20 protein-coding genes are annotated in these 20,334 nt (G+C 59.0%); 9 read left to right on the plus strand and 11 right to left on the minus strand.

The features are described from left to right. Window positions 1–39: 39 nt before the first annotated feature. Together ACTJKV_RS04655 and ACTJKV_RS04660 are read right to left on the minus strand one after the other, a co-directional pair. On the minus strand, window positions 40–984 hold the full coding sequence (locus tag ACTJKV_RS04655) for a bile acid:sodium symporter family protein (protein ID WP_113327430.1): 945 nt from the start codon (window positions 982–984) through the stop codon (window positions 40–42). 196 nt (window positions 985–1,180) lie between these two features. Next, window positions 1,181–1,618: a GNAT family N-acetyltransferase gene (locus tag ACTJKV_RS04660; protein ID WP_274102991.1), complete on the minus strand. Its 438-nt coding sequence runs from the start codon at window positions 1,616–1,618 to the stop codon at window positions 1,181–1,183. A gap of 114 nt (window positions 1,619–1,732) precedes the next feature. Here ACTJKV_RS04660 and ACTJKV_RS04665 point away from each other — a divergent pair, with 114 nt between their 5' ends. From ACTJKV_RS04665 to ACTJKV_RS04675, 3 genes are all read left to right on the plus strand, one after another. Further along, window positions 1,733–2,566 carry a hypothetical protein gene (locus ACTJKV_RS04665; RefSeq protein WP_274102993.1) on the plus strand — a complete coding sequence of 278 codons (834 nt, stop codon included), beginning with the start codon at window positions 1,733–1,735 and terminating at the stop codon, window positions 2,564–2,566. Window positions 2,567–2,665: 99 nt separating this feature from the next. Further along, a complete protein-coding gene (locus tag ACTJKV_RS04670) occupies window positions 2,666–3,208 on the plus strand; it encodes a GNAT family N-acetyltransferase (protein ID WP_113180916.1) in 543 nt (180 codons plus the stop codon). 243 nt (window positions 3,209–3,451) lie between these two features. Beyond that, the gene (locus tag ACTJKV_RS04675) at window positions 3,452–3,748 is read left to right on the plus strand and encodes a hypothetical protein (RefSeq protein WP_062427797.1); all 297 of its coding nucleotides are present in this window, start codon (window positions 3,452–3,454) and stop codon (window positions 3,746–3,748) included. A 22-nt stretch (window positions 3,749–3,770) separates the two neighbouring features. Here ACTJKV_RS04675 and ACTJKV_RS04680 read toward each other — a convergent pair whose 3' ends face one another. The 3 genes from ACTJKV_RS04680 to ACTJKV_RS04690 all read right to left on the minus strand — a co-directional run bounded on the left by ACTJKV_RS04680 (window position 3,771) and on the right by ACTJKV_RS04690 (window position 6,792). Then, complete coding sequence (locus ACTJKV_RS04680; protein ID WP_274103307.1) at window positions 3,771–4,883, minus strand: nickel/cobalt transporter; 1,113 nt, start codon at window positions 4,881–4,883, stop codon at window positions 3,771–3,773. 293 nt (window positions 4,884–5,176) lie between these two features. After that, window positions 5,177–5,824, minus strand: coding sequence for a DUF1007 family protein (locus ACTJKV_RS04685; RefSeq protein WP_111849346.1), 648 nt, complete (start codon window positions 5,822–5,824; stop codon window positions 5,177–5,179). A gap of 74 nt (window positions 5,825–5,898) precedes the next feature. Next, window positions 5,899–6,792, minus strand: coding sequence for a LysR family transcriptional regulator (locus ACTJKV_RS04690; protein WP_062427799.1), 894 nt, complete (start codon window positions 6,790–6,792; stop codon window positions 5,899–5,901). 542 nt (window positions 6,793–7,334) lie between these two features. Here ACTJKV_RS04690 and odc2 point away from each other — a divergent pair. Further along, a complete protein-coding gene (gene odc2, locus ACTJKV_RS04695; RefSeq protein WP_062439396.1) occupies window positions 7,335–8,468 on the plus strand; it encodes an ornithine/lysine decarboxylase in 1,134 nt (377 codons plus the stop codon). A 274-nt stretch (window positions 8,469–8,742) separates the two neighbouring features. Further along, window positions 8,743–9,309 (plus strand): GNAT family N-acetyltransferase, encoded by a 567-nt coding sequence (locus ACTJKV_RS04700; RefSeq protein WP_062427800.1) that lies wholly within the window; start codon window positions 8,743–8,745, stop codon window positions 9,307–9,309. A gap of 123 nt (window positions 9,310–9,432) precedes the next feature. Here the strand turns inward: ACTJKV_RS04700 and ACTJKV_RS04705 are convergent, their stop codons facing one another. Both ACTJKV_RS04705 and ACTJKV_RS04710 read right to left on the minus strand, forming a co-directional pair. Beyond that, entirely contained in the window at window positions 9,433–10,257 is an 825-nt protein-coding gene (locus ACTJKV_RS04705; RefSeq protein WP_062427801.1) for an AraC family transcriptional regulator, read from the minus strand. 225 nt (window positions 10,258–10,482) lie between these two features. Continuing rightward, window positions 10,483–12,297: a methyl-accepting chemotaxis protein gene (locus ACTJKV_RS04710; RefSeq protein WP_062427802.1), complete on the minus strand. Its 1,815-nt coding sequence runs from the start codon at window positions 12,295–12,297 to the stop codon at window positions 10,483–10,485. Window positions 12,298–12,638: 341 nt separating this feature from the next. Between ACTJKV_RS04710 and ACTJKV_RS04715 the strand changes: the two genes are divergently transcribed. Beyond that, on the plus strand, window positions 12,639–13,322 hold the full coding sequence (locus ACTJKV_RS04715; RefSeq protein ID WP_062427803.1) for an OmpW/AlkL family protein: 684 nt from the start codon (window positions 12,639–12,641) through the stop codon (window positions 13,320–13,322). A 261-nt stretch (window positions 13,323–13,583) separates the two neighbouring features. Next, entirely contained in the window at window positions 13,584–14,030 is a 447-nt protein-coding gene (locus ACTJKV_RS04720) for a glyoxalase superfamily protein (protein ID WP_440598491.1), read from the plus strand. 67 nt (window positions 14,031–14,097) lie between these two features. On the opposite strand, the gene ACTJKV_RS04725 is transcribed toward ACTJKV_RS04720, so the two are convergent. The 3 genes from ACTJKV_RS04725 to ACTJKV_RS04735 form a co-directional block, all read right to left on the minus strand. Next, on the minus strand, window positions 14,098–15,087 hold the full coding sequence (locus tag ACTJKV_RS04725) for a WD40 repeat domain-containing protein (protein WP_313592669.1): 990 nt from the start codon (window positions 15,085–15,087) through the stop codon (window positions 14,098–14,100). A 197-nt stretch (window positions 15,088–15,284) separates the two neighbouring features. Further along, window positions 15,285–16,424 (minus strand): CobW family GTP-binding protein, encoded by a 1,140-nt coding sequence (locus tag ACTJKV_RS04730; protein ID WP_440598492.1) that lies wholly within the window; start codon window positions 16,422–16,424, stop codon window positions 15,285–15,287. A 115-nt stretch (window positions 16,425–16,539) separates the two neighbouring features. After that, on the minus strand, window positions 16,540–17,334 hold the full coding sequence (locus ACTJKV_RS04735) for a creatininase family protein (RefSeq protein ID WP_440598493.1): 795 nt from the start codon (window positions 17,332–17,334) through the stop codon (window positions 16,540–16,542). Between the two features lie 79 nt (window positions 17,335–17,413). On the opposite strand from ACTJKV_RS04735, the gene ACTJKV_RS04740 reads away from it, so the two are divergent. Both ACTJKV_RS04740 and ACTJKV_RS04745 read left to right on the plus strand, forming a co-directional pair. Next, the gene (locus ACTJKV_RS04740; protein WP_062427809.1) at window positions 17,414–17,923 is read left to right on the plus strand and encodes a MarR family winged helix-turn-helix transcriptional regulator; all 510 of its coding nucleotides are present in this window, start codon (window positions 17,414–17,416) and stop codon (window positions 17,921–17,923) included. A 122-nt stretch (window positions 17,924–18,045) separates the two neighbouring features. Continuing rightward, window positions 18,046–19,068 carry a LacI family DNA-binding transcriptional regulator gene (locus ACTJKV_RS04745; protein ID WP_440598494.1) on the plus strand — a complete coding sequence of 341 codons (1,023 nt, stop codon included), beginning with the start codon at window positions 18,046–18,048 and terminating at the stop codon, window positions 19,066–19,068. A 132-nt stretch (window positions 19,069–19,200) separates the two neighbouring features. Here the strand turns inward: ACTJKV_RS04745 and ACTJKV_RS04750 are convergent, their stop codons facing one another. Further along, complete coding sequence (locus ACTJKV_RS04750; protein ID WP_440598495.1) at window positions 19,201–19,620, minus strand: hypothetical protein; 420 nt, start codon at window positions 19,618–19,620, stop codon at window positions 19,201–19,203. Window positions 19,621–20,334: the final 714 nt, after the last annotated feature.

A 20,334-nucleotide genomic window follows, 5' to 3' on the forward strand; every position in this document is an offset into this window, starting at 1 on the left:
GCGTGCGGTTTAAGGTTTTTTGCCGGGCAAGTCGACGTTTCAGCGCCGCGCTTGTTCGTCCTCCACCCGTCCGGCAAACCAGTTGGCGAGAAGTGCGCCGGATATGTTGTGCCACACGCTGAAGATGGCGCTGGGCACGGCGGCAAGTGGCGAGAAATAAGCCGTTGCAAGGGCGGCACCGAGGCCGGAATTCTGCATGCCGACCTCGATGGCAATGGCTTTGCGCTTGGCAAGCGTCAGGCCGAAGGCCTTCGCCGCAAAGAAGCCCAGCAGGTAGCCGAGGCCGTTGTGAAGGATAACGACGGCGAAGATCATCAGGCCGGATTGGACGATGGACGCCTTGGACGCGCCGACAACTGCCGAGACGATGAGGACGATGCCGATAACGCTGACGAGCGGCAGAGCAGGGACGGCGGCCTTGACGAAAGCGGGCAGAAGTTTCTGCAGGATTGCGCCGAGCGCCAGCGGTATCAGCACCACCTTGATGATGCTCATGAACATCGCCCAACCGTCGACGGGCAGGTACTGGCTGGCAAACAGCCAGACGAGGAAGGGCGTGACGATGGGAGCCACAAGCGTGGTGACCGACGTGCAGGCAACAGAGAGCGCCACGTCTCCCTTGGACAGATAGGTCATGACGTTAGAGGACGTGCCACCTGGGCAGCAGCCCACCAGGATCACGCCTGCCGCCACTTCCGGCGGCATCGGAATGAACTTGGTCAAAAGAACAGCCAGAAGCGGCATGATCAGGAATTGGCCAAGAACGCCGATCGTCACATCGAAGGGCCGCTTCACCACCTCGCGGAAGTCATCAAGCGAAAGGGTAAGACCCATGCCGAACATGATGATGGACAGCAACGTCACGATCCATGGACCGATCTGCTTGAACGTGTCGGGAAAGAAGAAGCCGAGGACCGCAAACAGCACCACCCAGGCCGCGAATGTCTTGCCAACGAACGACGATATCTGCGCCAGTGCCTTCATGATCTGTCCCTCCAAAGAAATGCAAGCGGGACGTCTAGATGCGTCAGCTTGACTGTCAAGGTCAGTTTGGCTGGGTTGTTGCGTGTCTGCTAATATTGCCGTTGCCTGCTTTCAGAAGGCATGTGGACGACAGCTGCAATCGGGGACGATGCGCTTGCACCCATCGGCGAGTTCATCCGTCGCCCAGCAGAAGACATCAAGGGCGCGCTTTTGTCAGCCTGATTTGATCGCCCTCAACCTTGATCTCGTCGCTCCAGCCAAGGTGCCGGTAGAAGCCAGCGGCGCGGCTATTTTCAGCGGTTTCCAGCCAGATTTCAGAATGGTGCCGAAACAGCTCATTCTCAGCGGCATCCACCAGCTTTGCCCCTATGCCCATCCCCTCATGTGAGGGAAGAACGAAGGCAGCGAAGAGAGATCCTTCGGCAATATCGATCATCGAGAACCCGACGACCTCATCGCCCGAAACCGCGGCCCAGGCGCAGGGTGCAGCAGAAATCATCTCGGCAATCGACGCCTCGGTGATGCCGAGACCGGCAAGTTGTTCGCGGCTCAGGTGGTTCTCACGAACGGAGGTGCGAATGTGAAACAGGGCTGGAACATCGGCGGGATTGGCGGGTCTGATCTTCGTCTTCATGTGCTCCTGCATGTTGAAGTGTTCGTTTTGACAAATACGGCTTCATGCTGACAAGGCTTTAATTGCGACGCCGATTGGATTGGCGTAGAATTGGCGATCATCTGGGGGATGTCCATGCCAAAATTGGCCCGGTTCGTACAATTCTCGAGCGGCGTCTTTGCGCTGGCCCTCATCACCTTGTTGAGAACATACGCCGCAGCCGCCGATGATCCTGGTGATCGGCCAATGAATTTTATCCTCGTCTCTGACGGGGATTGCAGCAACTCATGCGTGCAGTGGGTTTCGGCAGAGGGAGCGATAACGTACGCCACACCGACGCGGTTTGCCGCTTTTCTGTCGACGCTGAAGAACCGTAAACTTCCCATCGTCATCCAATCTGTCGGAGGTGACGTCGACGCCGCTTTGGCAATTGGCCAGATGATCCGCAACCGCAAGCTCGATACCGCTATCGGACGCACCCAACTGAACGATTGTCCAATGCTTGATCCGCGGTGCAAGGAGAAAATGGTCAAGGGCGGCTGGTCCTCTGGCACAGTGCGCAGCGGCGGGGCCTATTGCTTTTCTGCTTGTCCATTAGTCGTTGCGGGCGGCGTCAACCGTGCGGCAGCGCCTAACACATCGATCGGTCTCCACCAGATTACAAACGGCAAGAAAGACCGAAACTATGGACCTGTGAACAAGCGCAATCTCGATGCCATCTCCACCCGCAAGGACGACCGCATTAAAGAGAAGTTGGGTACTTATCTTGACGCCATGGGTGTTCAATCCAAAGACGTTTTCGCCATGATGGGACTGGCCACGCCGCATGGTCTTTACCACGTGCTGGATGAAGAGGCACTCAAAACTGGATTGATCACCAAGGTTTACTCGCTTGAGGAGGAGCCGGGGCTCGCTTTCACGCCTGAGGTGCCTAAAACGCTCGCAAAGAAGCCGAAGGCGAAGGGATAGCCTTCGCTGCAGTAATACAACGCAGTAGTTCACAACATCCAATGCGCGCTAAAAGCGTAAGAGCAGTTCTCAGGCGACAGAAGCTGTTGAGTTGAAGGAATGTCAAAAATTAAACTTTCACGCATCTTGCCCGCGGATGCGGATGCACTCATCGATGCAAACCGAAGAAGCGCTGCTTTCCATTCGCCATGGGTTAAACCCTTCGTCGATCGCGAAGGTTTTGATGCTTGGTACGGAAGAACTCTGACCGGGCCGAATCTAGGTTACGTGGTTCGAGAGGCCGAGAGCGACGCAATCGTCGGTGTCGTGAACATCAGTGAGATCGTTTGGGGCGTATTTCGAAGCGCGTATCTAAGCTATTACGGCATGGTGGATTGGTCACGCAAAGGCTTCATGACTGAGGGCGTCCGCAATGCTTGTTGTCATGTTTTTGATGATCTCGGCCTGCACAGGCTGGAGGCGAACATTCAGCCCGAAAACATTGCCTCTCTGTCGTTGATAAAACAGGTGGGCTTCAAGAAGGAAGGATTTTCAACTCAGTATTTGAAAGTCGAGGGATCGTGGCGTGACCACGAGAGGTGGGCGCTGCTCGCCAACGGTCGGCCGATGACGCCCCCGCCTGAGAATGGAAGCCTTGGCTGAGGCGCGCGGGACCGTTACGAGCTGCACCCCCCTTAACGCTATCAGAAGGTTTCTCCATTAGCATCAGCACATAATTCCGGGCAGCTTCTTTAAGGGTCTGATGGCCTCTCTGCTTTTGGTGACGGCGGCACTCCTTAGCGCTACCGTTACCGCTGCTGCCGATTCCGCCAATATCCGTGTCACCTGTTGGACTACCGCCTCGTTTTCGGAAGACCTCGTGGCGGTTGCTCGGGATGAGCAGAGGTGCTGTGCTTCAGCGCACGGAAGAAACTTTCGATCGACGCCGAGCGGGTGCTGCTTCGGTTCTATATCACAGCGGATCGTGTGCTTCCTCAATATCTGTTGTCGCGCAGAAGTGCGCTGGAGGCGGTGCATCTGCTCATGTCTATTTCCGGCGACGGAGACCTAGCCTCCCTCTATGAACGCGCCGACAGGCTGCTTTACGAGGCCAAGGATAACGGACGTAACAAGACAGAAAGTGCAGTCAGCGCCACAGCTTCACCGAAAGCTGTGAAAATCAATAAGGCGAGCAGAGCCTAGCGGGCTGCTGTCCGGCAAAGCCTCACGCCTGCAACGACGCCCCCAACAAAGCCAGTCCCATCAACAGCACCACCAGCGCGCCCGCAATCTCGATCCCATTGGCGATCCTTGAGGCGCGGCGGCTGCCGGTTCCGGCGTAGCGGATGGCGGCGTCCTTGGCGGTGACGGCGAGGATGGCGAGGAGTGAGACGGTGATGGCGGTGCCGATGGACATGGCAAGCACCGAGAGCATGCCGCCGAGCAGCAGGCCGTTCAGCATGGAAAAGCTCATGACGATGATGGCGCCGGAGCAGGGGCGCAGGCCCACCGCCACAATGGCCGACCAGGCTTCGGTGAGGCTGAAGGTGCGGGACTGGAAGAGCAGGGGGTCGGGCGCATGCGCCTTGCCGCAGGCATCGCAGAGATCGCCGCTGCCGCTTTGGGCGTGATCGGCAAAGACCGGCTGGCCCTGGAAGCGCAAGCCGCTGCCCATGCCGGTGCGGCGGGGCGCTGAGCTTGCGGTCTCCCCGAAGCCGGTCGTTCCGTTTTCGGCTGCCTTGAACGAGAGCACGGGGCTGGCGGACAGGCTGGCGCTTGTAAGAGGTGAGGCCGATGACGATGCGGCAAGGGCCGGTGCGGGCGTTTGCGGGGATGCGAGCGCGTGATGGTCAGCGCGCCGATGCAGCATGCTCCAGATCTTGCGCGCCAAGAGCCAGGCGCCGAAGAGCGCGACCATGGCAAAGCTGGCAATTTCCATCGCCTGCGTCGCCTTGGTCATTGTGATGGAGGTGCCGCGCAGCACGAAATAGGCCGCGACGACGAGGCCGATGGCGACGACGCCTTGGATCAGCGCCGAGACGAAGGAGATCAGGATGCCGCGTTTCAGCTGCGTCTCGTTGGCGATCATGTAGGAGGAGATCACCGCCTTGCCATGGCCGGGGCCGGCCGCATGGAATACGCCATAGGCAAAGGAGAGGCCGATCAGCGAGGTCAGCGCCCAGGGGTCTTCGCGCATGGCTTTCAGCGCGCCGGTCAGCGCGCGGTAGAAGCTCTGCTGGTGGACGTTGATCCACTGGAAGAAGGGTGCCAGCGGCCCGCCGACGGAAATGGAAGGTTCGGCCGAGCCGATGCCGAGCGGCGATTGGGCGTGGGCGATGCTGAGGGAGGCGAAGAGAAGGGTGAGGGTGGTGAGCGCGAGGAGAAGCTTGCTTCCCTCATTCCTGTCCTTGTGAGAGGAATCCAGTCGTCGCGCGTCTGCGCGGCGGGAGGAGTCTTGCCAACCCAATGACCTCTCCGGCGTCATGGTCACTCCCCAGGGTGACCTGACCATCCATGAGCCGTTGAAAACATGGATCCTCGGGTCAAGCCCGAGGATGACCCAAAGCGAGCGTTTCAGGGTAATCATCAATCCCTCAGCCTGCCGGGCTCCCTGTGGTGAAACGCCATCCTCTAGCATTGCAGTTCCAGTCTTGTCGCAAAGAGCTTGGTCATGTCGGTGCCGGTCGGGTCGTTGAAGAAGGCGTCGGTGAGACTGCTCTGGTTCTGGGCGATGATTTCATCCGGGTCCGGGCGCACCACCTTGTGTTTGCAGGCGGCCAGATGCGGACCCTTCACCACGATGTCGGTGTCCTTGGCAAAATCGATGGCCGTATACATGGTCGGGTCCCAGGCGCCGAAGGAGAGCTTGCCCTTCACCGGCAGCGGGTTTTTCGGCTTGACCGAGAAGAACATCAGGATCTGGCCATCCTTGTAATCCACATGGATGACGTCCGGCTTGTTGAAGTCGATGTTCTTTCCGTTCACCGCGATGAAGGTGTAATAGGAATATTCCGCCAGCGATTCATGCACCGTGTTGCCGATTTCGGCGAGCTCTTCCTTGTCGAGCTTGGCGTCGCTGTTCTTGTCGTAATCCAGCACCACGCTTGCGGAAAACATCTCGTCGAAGCGCCAGATGTTGCGCACTTCCTGCACATTGCCATCCGCGCCTTCGATGATTTCCATGCGGGCTTCGGCAAAAATATGCGGATGGGCGAAGGCGGTGAGCGGCGCAAGACAGGCGGCGGCGCAGGCGGCCATTGGCAGAAGACGTTTTTTCATGGGCCGCGTTTATCCTCGGGCGAATCTGCGGTTACTCTATAACAAATTGGGTCTGAATTTCGGCGGCCAGCCGATCAACCGTTCTTTCGGAACCAGTTGGACAGATAATCGACGAAGCTGCGCACCTTGGCCGGCAGATAGCGCCGGTGCGGATAGACCGCGTAAATGCCGCGATCGCGGGAAATATAATCATCGAAAAGCGTCACAAGCTCGCCCGACTGGATATGTGGGCGGGCGATGAAGTCCGGCACGATGGCGACGCCTAACCCAGAGCGCGCGGCGCGCAGCGTGGCCTGCGGGCTGTTAACCTCGATCGGCCCGCGCGTTGCCACCGAGTTGGTGCCGCCGCCCGGCTCGAAATAGCGGATGTGGTTCTGGAAGCGGGAATTGGTATCGATGATGCAGGGGACTTTTCCGAGATCCTGCGGGTTTTCCAGTGGCCCATGGCGGGCGACGAAATCCGGTGTCGCCACCGCGTGAACGCGAAAATCCGACAGCTTGCGGGCAATCAGGCCGGAATCCTCCAGCTTGGTGATGCGGATGGCGAGGTCGAATCCTTCTTCGATCAGATCGACGAAGCGGTCGTCGGCGACGATCTCCATGGAAAGCTCGGGGTTTTCGCGGGCGAAATCGATGAGGCTCTGGCCGACATCGGCATCGATGAAGGTGCGCGGCACCGAAAGCCTCAGCTTGCCCTTCAGATCGGAATTCTTCTCGCGTACCAGGTCGGCAAGATTGTCGATCTCTTTCAGAATGTCGGAGGCGGTGCGGTAATAGGTATGGCCGGCTTCCGTCAGCGAAAACTGCCGTGTGGTGCGGTTGAGAAGCAGCGCGCCGAGATCGTCTTCCAGCTCCCGGACATATTTGGACAGCAGCGCCTTGGAGCGTCCGGTCTTGCGTGCGGCGGCCGAAAAACCTTCCGCTTCGACCACGTCGATAAAGGCGCGAATGCGCGTCAGCGTGTCCATTCATAAACTCCTGTTCGTTCCATATAATTGAACGATTGGAATCCACTGTCCAACAGGAAAAGCACTGCCGAAAAAATTCGCGACATGCTGAAAAAATCCTCTTGATTATGACGGCGAATATTCTTATCTCCCTGTCTGCCCAAAGTCGCACGTGCCCATGTGTGTCCGCCGACCCTCGATGTGGTGAGGAGTTCGGTAAGGTACCTGGAATTAACCCCTCCAGTCGCTGTTCCGGCCAACCGGATATGCGAGGACATACGAAGCAACGACGGTGCGGGCCTTTCTGGTTCTCTGCCGGCTTTCCATCAGCCGGGGTACTGAAGAGGCACACCATCATTGCCGTAAGTGCGGTTGGGTATGATTCCCTCCAATCCCATGGCAGACAAAGCCGAATAATGCTCCTGGCAGGGCGTTGTTCATATTTGCGCCTTGAGCGTATGCGAATGAATCTGCGCCTCCACCGGCTGATTCGTCTTGCATATCTCGAGCGTTCTTTGTCCTCCGGAATTTTCCGGAGCCGGATCAAGTTAGGGAACACAACGATGACGACTGCTCGCATCCTCGACTTCATCAATACCCGCCGTCCCGAAGGTCCCTGCCTTGTGGTCGATCTCGACGTCGTGCGTGACAACTTCCATGCGTTCCGGCATGCCCTGCCGAACAGCGCGATCTATTACGCCGTCAAGGCCAACCCGGCTCCTGAAATTCTGTCGCTGCTCGCCTCCATGGGCTCCAACTTCGATTGCGCCTCCGTGGCTGAAATCCAGATGGCGCTCGATGCCGGTGCGACCTCCGACCGCATCTCCTTCGGCAACACCATCAAGAAGGAACGCGATGTTGCACGCGCTCACGCGCTCGGCATCGATCTCTTCGCCGTGGACAGCCATGAGGAAGTCGAGAAGGTTGCCCGTGCCGCTCCCGGTGCGCGCGTATTCTGCCGCGTTCTGACCGATGGCGAAGGTGCCGAATGGCCGCTGTCTCGCAAGTTCGGCTGCGTGCCGCAGATGGCTGTCGATGTTCTGGTCTATGCACACCAGCTGGGTCTGGAATCCTACGGCGTGTCCTTCCATGTCGGTTCGCAGATGATGAACCTCGACGCATGGGATGCAGCCGTTGGCGATGCCAAGCGCGTCTTCGCCTCTCTTGCCAAGCAGGGCATCCACCTGCAGATGGTCAATATGGGCGGCGGTTTTCCGACCAAGTATCTTCGCGACGTTCCCGCCGCTGAAGAATACGGCCAGGCAATCGACACGGCGCTGCGCAAGCACTTCGGCAACCAGATCCCGAAGACCATCATCGAGCCGGGCCGTGGCATGGTTGGCAATGCGGGCGTGATCAAGGCGGAAGTCGTTCTCGTCTCACGCAAGTCCGACAATGACAACCATCGCTGGGTGTTCCTGGACATCGGCAAGTTCGGCGGTCTGGCCGAAACCATGGACGAAGCCATCCGCTACCCCATCCGCACCACGCGCGATGAGGACACGATGGAGCCTTGCGTTCTGGCCGGTCCGACCTGCGACAGCGCCGATGTGCTCTACGAGAAGAACATGTACCCGCTGCCGGTCTCGCTGACCATCGGCGACGAAGTTCTGATCGAAGGAACGGGCGCCTACACGACCACCTATTCGGCGGTCGCTTTCAACGGCTTCGAGCCCTTGAAGGCCTATGTGATCTAAACCCGTCTCAGGGTTTTCTCGATCCAAAGCAATGTGATCTGCGCGAGACGCCGCCCGTTGGGGCGGATGGCGTTCTCCCGGATCTTCCCGTTCCGGCCCGGCTGACGCCCGGGCCTGGCGCACACCCTGCTTGCCAATCCTCTGTCCAGTCGAGGGATAAGCTTGCGGCGCGCGCCGGGCCGGAACGGTTCATTCCTTGTCGTTGCAAGATGGTTGCGCGACATGTTTCTGGCAGGTGCCGCTTTCGTGGGCGGCTTGGTAACGGGAGGCCGGGATGGCCGCTGTTCTCAATTCGGTTCGTGCATTCTTCACGCCGCAGACATTCTTCATCGAGACCGAAAACGCCGGCGACATCGTCGCGCGCGAAAACCTGCTGGACCGCGCCATGGGTCCCGGCCGCCGCCGCAAGTCTTCCGAGAAGCTGCGCGCCGGCCGTGTGCCTGCCGAAGGTCTGGCGCTGGTTGCCCGTGATGAGGATGCCCATGTCATCGGCACCGTGCGCCTGTGGAACGTCGAGGCGGGCGTGACCCGCGAAGGCCGCCCGGTTGCCGCCCTGCTGCTCGGACCGCTCGCCGTCGATGCCGCCCATGAGGGCAAGGGTATCGGCTCGGGGCTGATGCGCGCGGCAATCGCTGAAGCTGCCCGCCGCGGCCACGGCGCAATCCTGCTTGTGGGTGACGCGCCGTACTACGAACGCTTCGGCTTCTTCGCGAACAAGACCCAGCACCTCGTCATGCCTGGCCCCTTCGAGCGCAACCGCTTTCTGGCGCTGGAACTGAAGGCGGGTTGGCTGGATGGTGCCGCCGGCATGCTGGTGGCGAGCGGTCGTCGCTTTTCCTGATCGACAAACAGTCCCTGAGGTCTGCCATTTGACTGTGTGAAATGAGAGAGCCGTTCCCGGTATGGGGGCGGCTCTTCTTATTTGCGGGTGGGCTGCTGCTTCCCGGCCAATCCTGCAATCCACTCACGAGACGATCGGTATCCAGATTTCCACCTCGCCGCGACCGGTGCGCCCATCGGAGCGGTGATCGTAGCGTTCGAAGTCCGGGGCCTGTGCGCTCTTCAGGCCAGCGTCGGGCAGTGCCTTGTTCCAGATCGTATAGACTGTCTTGGCAAAGTCCGAGATATGGCCGCTATGGGTGAAGACGGCATATCGGTGTGCGGGGATATCGATATGCTCCATCCCGGATGTCGAGCCTTTTGCCTCTACTCCCGCGATATAGCGGAAATTGCCGGCGCCGTCCCCCATGCAGCAGACCCCGTATAAGGCTCCCGGCACGGCGTTTTCCACCTCGTTTTCGCGGGCGTTGAAGGCCTGCCAGAGTGCCGGTATCGCGCCGGTGTTGCCAAAGGCGCAGTCGATGCCAAGTCCCACCACCCGCAACGCGCCGCGTTCTTCCTGGCGGGGGGCAGCAACCGGAACAATCATATCCTTGTTCATTTCAAAAGGCTCCATGAGATCGAGAGTGGCGATGGATCGATGGCTTCGCAGAGCGCTTGGCGTGATGCCGAAGCAATGTGCGAAGGCACGTGTGAATGCCTCGTGAGAACCATAGCCAGCATCGAGTGCGATGGCGATGATGTTGTCCTGACCATGAGCGACGGCGCGTGCCGCCTTGGATAATCTGCGGGCGCGCGCGTAGCTCATGATCGACATGCCTGTGGCCAGTTGAAAGATCCGGCACATGTGATGGACATTGACCGCGCAACGCTCAGACAGCGAGGTCAGGGACAGGTCTGTGTGCAAATCCGTTTCTAACTGCCAGATCAGTCTTTCAACAACGGCCATGGGCTCTCCCGTGCTTCACCCGGTCCTTATCGCGGATCGGAGGCTGGTGCGCTTGATCGTATTTGACTTTGCGATGACGGCAAGGGTGCGTCGAGAGCGTGCTTTATGGGACGCAGAAAAGGCTGAAGCGTGTTGCGGTGTTTCAAAACCGCTCCACGCTTCAGGTCGATATCTCACTTGTGGGGGCAGGGCGGAGGGTGCCGCCATGCCATCATACCATCCGGATTACGCGGCGCGCTGGACCTGCGCCTGGTCGTTGCCGGCGATCTGGAACCGGCCTGCGAGCGAGGCGAGCGTGTGGGCGGCATCTGCCAGCGTCTGGGTGGCGGCGTTGGTTTCTTCCACCATGGCGGCATTGTGCTGCGTCATCTGGTCCAGCGTGTTGACGCTGGTGTTGATCTCGGCAAGACCGACGGATTGTTCGCGAGCGGCGGTTGCGATGGCGTCGATGTTGAGATCGATGCGCGATACCACGGCCTGGATTTCGGCCAGAACCGAACCGGTCGACTGAACGAGATCGACGCCGCCTGCCACTTCCTGGCTGGATCTGGCGACCAGCTGCTTGATTTCCTTGGCGGCGGCGGCAGCGCGTTGCGCCAGATCGCGCACCTCCTGCGCCACGACGGCAAAGCCCTTTCCGGCATCGCCCGCACGCGCCGCTTCAACACCGGCATTCAGCGCCAGAAGATTGGTCTGGAAGGCAATGCCTTCGATGACGCCGATGATGGAGCCTATTTCACCCGATGCCGTCTCGATGCGGCTCATGGCCGAAATCGCCTCACCAACGACAGCGGAGGAATGGACGGCGGAGTTGCGCGCATCCTTGACCAGATTGCGCATGTCTTCCACGCGCGATACCGAGGCCTTGCCGGTAGAGGTGACCTGCTCCAGGGCTGCGGCGGTTTCTTCCAGCGCGGCTGCCTGCTGCTCGGTGCGGCGCGCCAGATTGTCGGCGCCGCCACGCAGTTCCTGCCCCTGTCGGTTCAATTGGACGGTCTCCGACAGAACCTCCCGAAGCGTCGAGCGCAACGTTGCGACCGACTCGTTGAAATTCTGTCGCAGGGTTTCGAAGCGCGGATGGAAGGGCTGTTCGAGATTGCGGCTCAGATCGCCATTTGCGAGCTGGCTCAAGCCACCGCCCAGTTGCTCGACAGCAAAACGAAGCGCGTCGGCATCGGCAAGACGCTCACGTTCGCGCTCCTGGCGTTCGGCATCGCTTGCCTGGCGCGCCTCCTCGGCTTGCGCTTCCAGCCGTCTTTTCTCCAACCCCGCATCGCGGAAGATGGCAAGCGCCTTTGCAATGGCGCCGATCTCGTCCTTGCGGCCAAGGTGCGGCGGAGCGTTCGTCAGGTCGCCACCTGCCATCGTCGTCATGGCGTGGGTCATGTCGCCCAGCGGGCGGATGGCGCGGCGTCTGGTAAAGAGCGTGGAGGCGATGCACAGAAGAATGAGGAAGAACCCAAGGCCATAGCTTGCGCCCTGTAGCAGGGTGGTCTGCGAAGCAGCATAGGCCTCCTTCTCCGTGCCGAAGACATTGCCCATCTCCACCAGTTGGTTGACGGCAGCTTCATGCAGATGGAATTTCGCCCGCAGCGCGCTCAAGGATGCGGTAATGGCCGCACGATCATTGGCAAAAAGGGCAGGGAGCGTTGTGGTTTCCATTTCGCGCCAGAAATCGTCGCCCTTGACCAGCACATCATCGAAAAGCTTGGCCTTCAGGGCATCTGGCAGGGTGGTCGTCTTCCAGTATTGGCGACGGTCTTCATATTGGTCTTTCAGAACCTTCATTCGTGCTGCGTTGGTGTTCAGCGTATCGGTATGCAAGGCGCTTTCATTGGCAAGCGCATAGCTTTCGATGACATACAGCGGCGGCGGCAGAATATCGGCGATCAGGTCCTTGCTGTAGATGATGTCCTGATAGATCGGGCCATTCACCTTCAACCTGTTTAGCGCCTCAGCGCCTGTCAGAAGTGTCAGAAGCACGCCTGCAATCAGGGCAATGCCTGTGGCTGTGATGGCCGCTGAAATGGAAACTCGCATGGTTGTCTTTCTCCGGGCCCTCGATCGCCAGATGCGGCATTAGGGTCATAGCTTGAGTCCGGGAAATAACGTCGCGAAGATAGGTTTAGATCGAACTAATTATAGTTAATAATAATAATCTGTTTTAGCGTGGTTAAAGGTTTCTTAAATCTCTGGCCTCCCAGAGCAAAAGGCGCCAGGGCTTGCGCCTTCCCATGCGATTTGATCCACCTCAAATGCCTCAGTCGTTCGAAGAGATAGGAAAGGCGCGACACACCTTCTCCGCTCTTTTGCGCCGAGTCCAAGCTTTGCGGGCGCGAAGCGAAGACGCGTGTTCATCGATCTGATCAAGGAGAGAAAACGTGTTTGCGACCATCCGAAAAGCCATCCTTCCGCTTTTGTGCTGCGCTCTGCCCGGCATTGCCTTCGCGGCGGACCTGGCACAAATTGCGCCGGCCCCCACGGCTGAAGAAGCGATCGCTGCGGCAAGCCCGTGGATGATCCGCGTTCGGGCGCTCGGTGTTCTCACCCATGACAGCGGCACGATCAACGGCGTGCCGGGTGCTGGGCTCTCCTATTCGGACACGGTGATCCCGGAATTCGATATCAGCTACTTCTTCACCGACAACATCGCTGCCGAACTCATTCTCGGCACGACCTTTTCCAGGATCAACACGACAGGCGCGCTCGGCGAAATCGATGTCGGCAAGACCTGGCTTCTGCCGCCGACCTTGACGCTGCAATATCACTTCACCGATTTCGGCGCCTTCAAGCCCTATGTGGGTGCGGGCGTGAACTACTCGCTCTTCTATCACCAGAGCGAAAAGCCGGGCTTCAGCAATCTCGACGTCAAGAACGACTTCGGCGCAGCACTTCAGGTGGGCTTCGACTATATGGTGACGAAGAACTGGGGCGTGAACTTCGACGTGAAGAAGATTTTTCTCGATACCAAGTGGACGGCGACGAGCGACGCCTTCGGTGACATCAGCGGCAAGGCGAAGATTGATCCATGGCTGGTGGGTGCGGGTGTGACCTATCGGTTCTGAGGCCTGGGAGGGCTGGGGGTGCCGCGCAAGTTCTGCGGCGCCCCTTCGTCATTCGGGTGCTCGACCAGACGCAAATTGACCGCTCCTCACAAATCCGCTAAACACTGCGGCAGGTTGAGAGTGCCTGCCGTCCGCGAGCATCCATGCTTTGGTGAAACTCTCTGTGTCAAACCTCCGATACGGTCATTCCTTTTTCAGGCATGCAGACGGTAGCAATGCGGACCCCTCCTCGACACTGTATGCCGATGCAGGAGAACCGCCATGCGGAACAAGATACCACCTCTACCCAGTCTCGATACGCTGAAGGATCAGGCGAAGCGTCTTCGCGCCAGCCTTGCTGACGAAGGCACGGCCATCGGCCATTCACGCGCGCTGGAACTGATCGCGGCGCAATATGGCTATCGCGACTGGAACACGCTGCATGCCGCCGTCGGCAATCGCCCGCCCTTCAATCCCTATATGCTGGGCTCACGGGTCAGCGGCTACTATCTCGGCCAGCCTTTCACCGGCGCAATCCTTGGCGTGCAATCGCTTGGCGGCGATCCGGAGCGCTATCGTCTGACGATGCATTTCGACGATCCGGTCGATGTCGTCACCTTCGACAGCTTCTCGGCCTTTCGCCAGCGGGTTCATTGCAATGTGGATGCGAGCGGTCGCACCACGGAGCGGACCTCCGATGGACGGGCGCAGGTCGAGCTCACCTGGTGAAGGTTGAAGCGGGCGCATCCGGTGCTGATCTCAGCACCGGATGCGCTACCGCTGCAGACGTCTTTTGTTACGCCGAAATATCGACGATGCCGCAATCGCCAGCCTCTGAAGCGAAGGCGAGCAGCTTGCCGGTGGCGCTCCAGGACAGGCCGGAGATCGCGCCCTTGCCGGGGCGGCGCAGCAGCGCTTCCTTGCCATCGGCCATGCGAACGCCGAGGATCATGCCATCGATAAAGCCGATGGCGAGCACGTCGTCGCTGGGGTGGAAGGCCACCTGCGTGGCCATGATGTTGCCGCGTGTGCCGAGCTCTTCCGGCGGCTTTCCCATCGGGCCATCCTTGCCGGAGAAGGGCCAGACGATGGCGGCCGGTGCGCCGGAAGAGGCAAGCCATTTGCCCTTGGGCGACCAGGAGAGCGATTTGACCTTGGCCGGATAGCCGGTCATGCGCATATGGCGGGCGTCAGCGCCCTTCGGCGCCTCGAGCTTCCAGCCATGCAGCGCATTTTCCTGCATGGTGGTGACGAGGAAGCGGCCATCGGGAGAATAGGTGACGCCGGTATGGGCACCCTTCCATTCCAGATCGACGGGATCGCCGGCGGTCGCCACCCAGTGCAGAGTCACGCCGTTGTAGCGGGCAGCGGCGATACGCAGACCCTTTGGCGCAAAGGCAATCGCCTCGACCGTGCGCTCTTCCTTGAATTCCTTGGTGGTGCCGTCCGCAAGCTTGACGAAGCTTGATTTTCCAACGGCATAGGCCACGGCATTTTGCGGGCCACCTGCCACCACGCTGATCCACTTGCGCGGCACATGGGCAAGCTCGGTCACCGCGCCATCATGACCGATGCGCAGCACCTTGCCGTCTTCGCCGCCCGTCAGAAGCGTTGCGCTATAGGGATCACGAATGCAGGTGAGCAAGCCTTCATGGGCCTGCGTTACCTTTTCCCCGCCATCGAGACGGTGAATGGTACCAGCCGCGGTAGCAAACAGCGGGATATCGCCCAGAAAATGCGCCGCGACGACGTGGCCTTCAAGGTCAAGAGGAGCAACGGTTGGCATGGGCGATGAGTCTTTCGTCTGTATGGGTTTTGGCTGCGGTATGGGGTGGTTGGTTTTCGTCCACCCTGTGTGGCGTGGATCCTCGGGTTACCCTCGGGCTTGACCCGAGGGCCGAGGATGACGCGCAGGAGAGGGCGGAGCCCAAGCTTCCCTTTGGTCGGCCCAGGTGGAACTGGACCGGCCCGGAAGGGGGATGCTTACGCCTTCGCTTCACACGCGTGGAAGCTCGCTTCCAGTTTTTCGCGGTCGAGTTCACGGCCGATGAAGACGAGGCGGCTTTCGCGCTTTTCGCCGTCCTTCCACGGGCGCTGGTGATCGCCCTCGATGATCATGTGCACGCCCTGCACCACATAACGCTCGGCATCGCCCTTGAAGGCGATGATGCCCTTGAGGCGCAGAATGTTCGGGCCATCGGTCTGCGTCACCTTCTGGATCCAGGGGAAGAAGCGCTCCGGGTTCATCTCGCCGCCGCGCAGCGAAATGGACTGAACCGTCACGTCATGGATGGGAGACGGTGCCGCATGGTGATGGTCATGATCGTGATGATCATGGTCATGATGGTGGTGATCGTGGCCGTGATCATGCCCATGATGGTGGTGGTCGTGATCGTGGTGGTGATGATCGCAATCCGGGCCGCAGGCATGGTCTTCATGGCCGTGCTCGAGGAAATGCGGATCGTTTTCCAGCGCGCGCTCCAGGTTGAAGGCGCCCTGGTCCAGCACGCGGGCAAGATCGACGCCGGAGCGTTCGGTCTTGTAGATGCGGGCGGACGGGTTGATGGCGCGCACGATGTCTTCGATGCGGGCCAGCTCTTCCTTGGTGACGAGGTCGCTCTTGTTGATGACGACGACATCGGCAAAGGCGATCTGGTCTTCGGCCTCGCGGCTGTCCTTCAGGCGCAGCGGCAGGTGCTTGGCATCGACCAGTGCGACGACGGCGTCGAGCTCGGTCTTGGCGCGCACATCGTCATCCATGAAGAAGGTCTGGGCAACGGGAACCGGATCGGCAAGGCCGGTGGTTTCGACAATGATGCCATCGAAGCGGCCCGGACGGCGCATCAGGCCTTCCACGACGCGGATGAGGTCACCGCGCACCGTGCAGCAGATGCAGCCATTGTTCATCTCGTAGATTTCCTCGTCGGATTCCACGATCAGGTCGTTGTCGATGCCGATTTCGCCGAACTCGTTGACGATGACCGCATATTTCTTGCCGTGGTTCTCGGTCAGGATGCGATTGAGCAAGGTGGTCTTGCCGGCACCCAGATAGCCGGTCAGCACGGTGACGGGAATGGGCTTTGCAGCAGCAGCGGTGTTTGCTTCGGTCATTGTTTCGGTCATGGGAAACCTCGATATGCGGCAGAGTGCCGCGACAGACAAAAATGTTGCCGTTCATATAGGCTTGCGAAGAAGGCAGTTCAAAGAAATTCTGTTCAAGAATTTTGATGATGGGGCCTTAAGACCGATCGAAGTCGCTTACATCGAAGGCGCGCACGTCGTCCAGAAGCGCAATCAGACCGCGCACCGAATGGGCGATGATATGCTCGCCCTTTTCGGCGGTGGCGGCGGCCGCGTTTCCGGCGACGCCCAGTGGGTTGAGATCGCTCATCATCCAGCCGAAGGCGTGCGGGCCATAGGCGCGCAGATGGGTGAAGCGGCTCGCAAATTCGCTTTGGCGGGAGGAAAAGCTCGCTGCCTTATCCATAGCGACTTCATCGGGGTTGAGCGCCAGCATGACCGATGTTTCAATATCGCCGCCGTGAATATCGATCGCCTTGTCGTCCGGCGCAATCAGCCCTTCCGGCAGGCCAAAGCGCGTCCAGCTGGTGGCAACCGCCAGCATGGAAAAGCGCTTGCGCGCCTCGGTGGCAACGATCGTCATCAGCGGCGCATTGCCGCCATGGGCGTTCAGCATGACGAATTTGCGGATGCCCTTCTCATGCTGGGCGCGGACGATCTCCAGCCAGCGATTGACCGCCTCATCGAAGGCAAGCGTCTTGGTGCCGGCCACATCCATGTGCTCGATGGAGTAGCCGACCGGCTCTACGGGTAGGAAGGTGACGGGGAAATCCTGCGGCAGGGCTGCCTTCAGGCGCGCGACGATGCCTTTGGCAATCAGCGTATCGGTCTCAAAGGGCAGATGCGGGCCATGCTGCTCATGTGCGCCGAGCGGCAGAACTGCGATTATCTCCGAGGGTTGAAATCCGGCTGTTATCGTTTCGTCGTCAAATTGCGTGTATGTGTTTGGCATATGGCGATCCGCGCCTGTATTCGTTAGAAGTTACAATATCATATAGTCGTTTCGCGATCTGGCAAAAGGCACGGGCTGAATGAGCAAGGACAAGGCCTCGAAAAAGGACAAGGCGTCCAAGAAGGACAAGTCGCAGAAGAAGAAGGATATTGCCTTCAGCCCGGAAGAGCTGGCGCAATCCATCACGCAAGCAGCACGCTCCATGCGCACGGCGCTCAGCCACAATCTTGCGACGAGCGGCCTTTATGCGGGCCAGGATGGCGTAATCCTGGCGCTTGCCCAGGAAGGCAGCATGACGCCCGGCCAGATTGCCCAGAAGCTTGGCGTCAAGGCGCCGACCATGACCCGCACCATCGGTCGCATGGAAGCGCAGGGCTTTGTGGAGCGTAGTGCAGGCGAAGGCGATGGTCGCCTGACCATGGTGAAACTGACCGAAGCCGGCGAGAAAAGCGTCGATCACATCAACACGTCGCTTGCAGCCTGCGGTGCGCGCGCGGTGGAGGGATTGTCCGCCAAGGACGTGAAAAACGTTGTCAAGCTCTTGCGCGCCATCGACGCCAATCTGCAGTCTCTCGATTTAATCGATTAAAGAATTGAAGCGAAAGCTTTCAACAGTTCGCAAAACCCTTAAACCAGTTGCGCGTGTTGTTTAAATTGTTTAATCACGATTTAAACGTCGCGGGGTGCGACGCGCGATCTCGGGGAGGGGACATGGCGCAGAAGGTGAAGCTTTCAACGATTGCCGAGAGCCTGGGGCTTTCGACGGCAACCATTTCCTTAGCGCTGCGTGACAGCCCGTTGGTGGCATCCGACACCCGCGAGAAGATCAAGGATCAGGCCCGCGCGCTGGGCTATATCTATAATCGCCGCGCTGCCAGCCTTCGCACATCCCGCTCCGGCATTATCGGCGTCGTCTTTCACGACGTGATGAACCCCTTCTATGGCGAAATTCTCAAAGCCATCGAGAGCGAACTCGATCGCAGCCGCCAGACCTTCATTCTGTCCAACCACTACGACTCGGTGGAAAAGCAGCGCACCTTTCTGGAAACGCTGCTGCAGCTTGGTAGCGATGGCGTGATCATGTCTCCGGCGATCGGCACGCCGACGGAAGATCTGAAGCTTGCGGAAGAAAATGGCATGCCGGCCATTCTGGTGGCGCGCTCCATGGACGGCGTCGACATGCCGACCTTCCGTGGCGACGACAGCTATGGCATCTCGCTTGCCACCAACCATCTGATCAGCCTTGGCCACCGCACCATCGCCATGGTGGGGGGGACCGACCAGACGTCTACCGGGCGCGACCGCTATCAGGGCTATGTGAATGCGCTGCGCAAGGCCGGTATCGAGGTCGATCCGAACCTGCGCATTCCCGGTGCCCGCTCCAAGCAGGGCGGCTTCGAGGCGGCGGTGAATTTCCTGTCGCTGCCGCAGAAACCGACCGCCGCCGTCTGCTGGAACGACCTCGTCGCCATCGGCCTGATGAACGGCGTTTCGCGCGCGGGCTTCGTGCCGGGCAAGGATATTTCCGTCACCGGCTATGACGATCTGGAAGAAGCGTCGATTTCCACGCCTTCGCTGACAACCGTGTCCAACGGTCAGGCGGAAGTGGGGCGGCTTGCGGCCCGCGCGTTGCTCGACAGGCTGGCGGGCAGCCATGAGCCGGACGGCATCCACCTGATCAAGCCGGAAATGCGCATCCGCCAGTCCACCGGGCCGTGCATTCCGCGTCATTGATTACACTGAGGCCACCAAGCCGTAAGCTCGCCCCGAGCTGGAGGCTTCATTCCGTAGTGGTAGGCGTGAATTCTCCCGTTGCCCGCAACGGCGCGAGGATCAAAGAACCTGCAACCTTCTGCTATTTTGTGTTCAAGGATCGTCCAGTTCGCGCAAAGAATATCCTTGACCCTCTATGTTTTCAAAGATCTCGCGGTTTCGCCACAGAACCGTGCCAAGGTATTTGCCTTTGTCGCGGCTAGTAATTCTTATTCCGCGGGCCTCAAGACGCTCTAGTATTTCTCCCCTTTTCAACGGTCGACCAGCTTCGCGAATCAAATCAGCAGAAACCTTGGCAATCTTGGCTGGACTGGGCAAAATGATCCGTCTTTTGATTCCCGTTGTTGATAAAACGGAAGAATTTTGAGATTCATCGGGTTCTGAAATCATTTCGTCTTGAATTACCGTTGTTCCAGTAAGTTCCTCATAAGTTTCGATGAAGGTCCGGATCCTACGAAGTTCAGACTCCAATTCCCTTTTCTTTTTCAATGCTTTGCGTATCGCATCATCCATTTTTTAGCCTCATGAGTCGCTCTACACTACATACGGATACACTTAGAACAAAACAAGAACTCAAAAGACGACACAGTTAATCCCGACTTGTTGCGTCTCTTGTGTCTTCGGTGTATATAAGGAATTGCGTTTCCTGGCAAAGAAAAAGCCCCGGTGTCCTACCACCGAGGCTTCGGGTATTGTCAGCGACCCTCGGCGACCTGTGAGTGCCAAGCTGAGGGCGAAGACAATTCGCGTGTTTGTATTTCACAAATAATACAGCGATTTGTCGGAGAACGCAACTGGCACGTCAGACGGACAAGGAGAAATTCATGTCTGACCGTGTATGCCATTGGGTGCGTCCTTACACTCGCATTCGCTACGGAACTCAAGAAAACGTATCCGGCTATTGGCGTTGCTGTGGCTAATAATCCGTTGAAGCGTGTTTAAATCCAGAACGCGCTGTACGCCTTGGTTACGCCGCCACCCTTGGCGGCGTAACCATATTCAGCGTCGGTGAATCTACACAGCAAAGCGCACGCAATGTCTCCTTTACGATGCCGAGACGATCTGAGATATACGGGTGGGTGTAGCTCGAAGCATATCGTGTGGTTATTTGAGGTGTCATCGCATACACTGTATCCTTAGGTAGTCATTTTGATGATCGCGCTGAAGCTTCCATTTAGTAAGGAAAGGCTCTAACCTCCTCATGTGCAATTGCAGGAGGAATTACAG

The organism is Agrobacterium sp. 22117 (assembly GCF_052045735.1).
Classification (GTDB): Bacteria; Pseudomonadota; Alphaproteobacteria; order Rhizobiales; family Rhizobiaceae; genus Agrobacterium; species Agrobacterium cavarae.